Here is a 3,098-nt window from a genome sequence, read left to right on the forward strand (position 1 = left end):
ATACAAGGAGATACAGAGAAAACTAAATGGATTTTGGCATACAGCCTATCAACATTATGGACATAATATTGATTTTTATTCGAAGGAATTCATGTTTTACAAATCAGATTATGATAGTCGATATTCTCCATATTGACCAGAAAAGAACCAAGAATTCTAGTGAAATTCCAAGTGTTCTTTTCCTAGTTTTTTGAAATTCTTTTACTAAATGGCCAACAGCGCTAATTGCTATAAGAATGAAAAGAATAAGTTCTAGTGTAACTGGCATTTGATCTACTCCTAATCTTTTAATTTAATTTAGTATATAACGATTATAAGATATTTTTTTTGTGGTTAGTGGTGAGAAATTAAACAAAACCATCTCTTTACGAAAAAAGGTCCTGTTGTCTCCAACAGAACCTCTCCTAAAATGGCAAAGAGTAACTCTTACCTTACTCTTTGTTCATATACTACAGGAGTTTTAATGAAAATCCAAGGCTCCTTATATTGAGAAATAAAGAAGAATCATTCTAAAGAATCTTATCTTTGTTATAAATATAAGAGCAGTTAGCAAAAACTAACTGCTCATCTCCAAGGGGGAACAAGGAGAAAAATCTAATGTCATCTATATTATTGACGGAATATTGAGTTTTACTCATAAAAAACTACGTTTAACTTAATGCATAACCCACAATCAAAGTTAGTGTTAAAAACACTGATAATAACAATGTTAGTAAGACTGTTGCTACACTCCTAAGCATCGCAATCCAATTATTCATCTTAGAAAATCCTATAATGCCAGCAAAAAAAGTTCCTATTGTTAAAATAGGAAGAATCTAATTATTTGGTTCACATTTTAATCCAAGGGGTACAAATTCGATGCGACGTGAAAAGGATTTGTTGAAACAATAGAAGGCGGATTTGCAAGCTATTCAAGAAGAAAAGAGGCTGGAGAAGAAGGCTAAGAATAAGAAATATAGTATTCCTGGTAATACAGCTGACTTCATGAATGGAAAGAATACTTATCGTAAAGAGAATGGGGTATGGAAGCAAAGAAATAAATAATGTGAGGATAAATGAGTTTGATTAAGTGTATAGCAATTTTCGTAGGCACTGCCGTGATCTGGGTGGCGTCTTGTTTGCTGTTAAGGAAAGATAAGGGGTAAAATAGATTTGAAACTTAAAGATTAGATAATAACATTATTACTTTAAAATGCAGAAAGTAGACTAGTAAACAAGCTGTTTTTGTTTTTTAGCATAGAATATGATGAATCCTAGAGTTAAGAGGAGGTAATTATATTTATGGGATGTAATTGTAATTTCAGACGTTCCCGAGATTGTGATAGATTTTGGGATGATTTAATGTTCTGCAGACGCAGAGATTGTGATGACCGTCGTTGTAGACGTGACCGCGACTGTGATTGTGATGAATGTCGTCGTAAACGTAATCATGATCGTGACTGTGATTGTGATAAGCGTCGAGAATGGTAAATTCCTATTGGAGAGTGCTTTGAAGAAAAGCGCTCTTTTTTTGTACATGGATTTTCTGGTCTGATTTCTTGTTAAGGAAAGATAACAAAACAAATGAACACAGCGAATGAAAATAAAGAATGAAACGTCCGCTATGGGTGTACTTATTTAGAATTGCATACGTTCATAATTTAGACATATTTAAAATACGTATCTTATTTTACAACTCTCTTCATGTTCGGTTTACATGTACGGAAATTAAATGCTGTTATTAAGCTATAGTTAATTTACGGACAAAGGGGAGAAATAGAATGATTCTTGGATATGCTCGTGTATCGACACAAGATCAGAACTTAGCAAGGCAACTCAAACAATTGAGTGATTATGGATGTGATTATGTGTTTGAAGAAAAAGTTAGCGGGGCTACAACAGACAGACCTGAGTTATTACGTATGTTAGACAATCTGCGTGAAGGTGATGTAATTGTAGTAACTGAATTAGCACGTATTACCAGAAGTACACAAGACTTATTTAAACTTATAGAAACAATTAAAGAAAAAGGCGCTTCTATTAAGTCGTTAAAAGACAATTGGCTTGATACTACAAGCGATAATCCATACAGCACTTTCCTACTCACTGTAATGGCTGGTGTTAATCAGTTAGAACGTGACCTAATTCGAATGCGGCAACGAGAAGGTATTGAACTAGCTAAAGAGCGTGGTGTTTATAAAGGGCGCCCTAAGAAGTACGATGATGATAATCCTAATATGGAACATGCTTTAGATCTGCTTGCAAACCGAAAGGAAAACAAGTTTACAGTAAAGAAGATATGTGAAGTTACAGGTGTAAGCCGCACGGTTCTTTATGAGAGAGCAAAAGAAAAGGGAGTTATGTAGATTTTAAAGCAGCGAATCCGCTACTTTTTTATTTTATCAAATAAATTGTTTTTGAGTAGAAATGAAAATAGGGGTTTGCCTTAAACATTTATTATTAATCAAGAATATGAGTATAGAAACAGGCTTAAATTTTGTAATGGTGGAGGGGATTGTTTTGGACATAACTCAAAGTGTGGTAAGAATAGTGGTTAATGGGAAAGACCTTCCGTTCACTTCAGTTCAAACCTCTGCATGGAATCATGGACCTGTAAATGATTTAATCGTTTCGACGAATCAGAGAGTGAATGAGCTTTATCAATTCATGTGGTCACAAGTACCAGTTACGATCTCGGTATATTTTCTTCAAGGGGCGGACTTAATGAGATTCGCTAGGATCGCTGGAATTAATGAACGTGTAACGGGAGAATATATATATCATTTCATTTGGGGATAAGAAGAATTCAAAGTAGCTTAACAGCTGCTTTTTTATTTTGCATAGAAAAAGGAACCATAATAGGCTCCTTAATTTGATTCAGAAGTTGTGTAGTTTTTCTTGATGATATCTTTTATGTTGATAATTAAGGATATAAGGAATCCAGTAGCTAGGATACCGTTTACCCAGTAATATGTATTCCCGGATGTAAATTTATTATAAAAGGAATTGATATTATAATACACTAAGCCTGCTGAAATGACGGTAGAGATTACTAACGTACCAAAACTTTTCATGACGCTGTCCTCCGATTCTGAAATTTTAGACTTTTAATACAATTA

5 protein-coding genes are annotated in these 3,098 nt (G+C 33.9%); 4 read left to right on the forward strand and 1 reads right to left on the reverse strand.

What is annotated here, in order from left to right; genetic code table 11:
- The first annotated feature begins 900 nt into the window (after nucleotides 1-900).
- The 4 genes from AB3X49_RS20195 (at nucleotide 901) to AB3X49_RS20210 (ending at nucleotide 2,778) form a co-directional block, all read left to right on the forward strand.
- Complete coding sequence (locus AB3X49_RS20195) at nucleotides 901-1,044, forward strand: hypothetical protein (protein ID WP_367964342.1); 144 nt, start codon at nucleotides 901-903, stop codon at nucleotides 1,042-1,044.
- A gap of 237 nt (nucleotides 1,045-1,281) precedes the next feature.
- A complete protein-coding gene (locus AB3X49_RS20200) occupies nucleotides 1,282-1,470 on the forward strand; it encodes a hypothetical protein (RefSeq protein WP_002137395.1) in 189 nt (62 codons plus the stop codon).
- Between the two features lie 290 nt (nucleotides 1,471-1,760).
- Entirely contained in the window at nucleotides 1,761-2,345 is a 585-nt protein-coding gene (locus AB3X49_RS20205; protein WP_289404319.1) for a recombinase family protein, read from the forward strand.
- A 61-nt stretch (nucleotides 2,346-2,406) separates the two neighbouring features.
- The gene (locus AB3X49_RS20210) at nucleotides 2,407-2,778 is read left to right on the forward strand and encodes a hypothetical protein (RefSeq protein ID WP_367964344.1); all 372 of its coding nucleotides are present in this window, start codon (nucleotides 2,407-2,409) and stop codon (nucleotides 2,776-2,778) included.
- A gap of 68 nt (nucleotides 2,779-2,846) precedes the next feature.
- Here AB3X49_RS20210 and AB3X49_RS20215 read toward each other — a convergent pair whose 3' ends face one another.
- Nucleotides 2,847-3,053, reverse strand: a complete 207-nt coding sequence (locus AB3X49_RS20215; protein WP_367964346.1) for a hypothetical protein — start codon at nucleotides 3,051-3,053, stop codon at nucleotides 2,847-2,849.
- Nucleotides 3,054-3,098: the final 45 nt, after the last annotated feature.

Origin of the sequence: Bacillus sp. C30 (assembly GCF_040838255.1) — a bacterium.
In the GTDB taxonomy this organism is placed as follows: Bacteria; Bacillota; Bacilli; order Bacillales; family Bacillaceae_G; genus Bacillus_A; species Bacillus_A mycoides.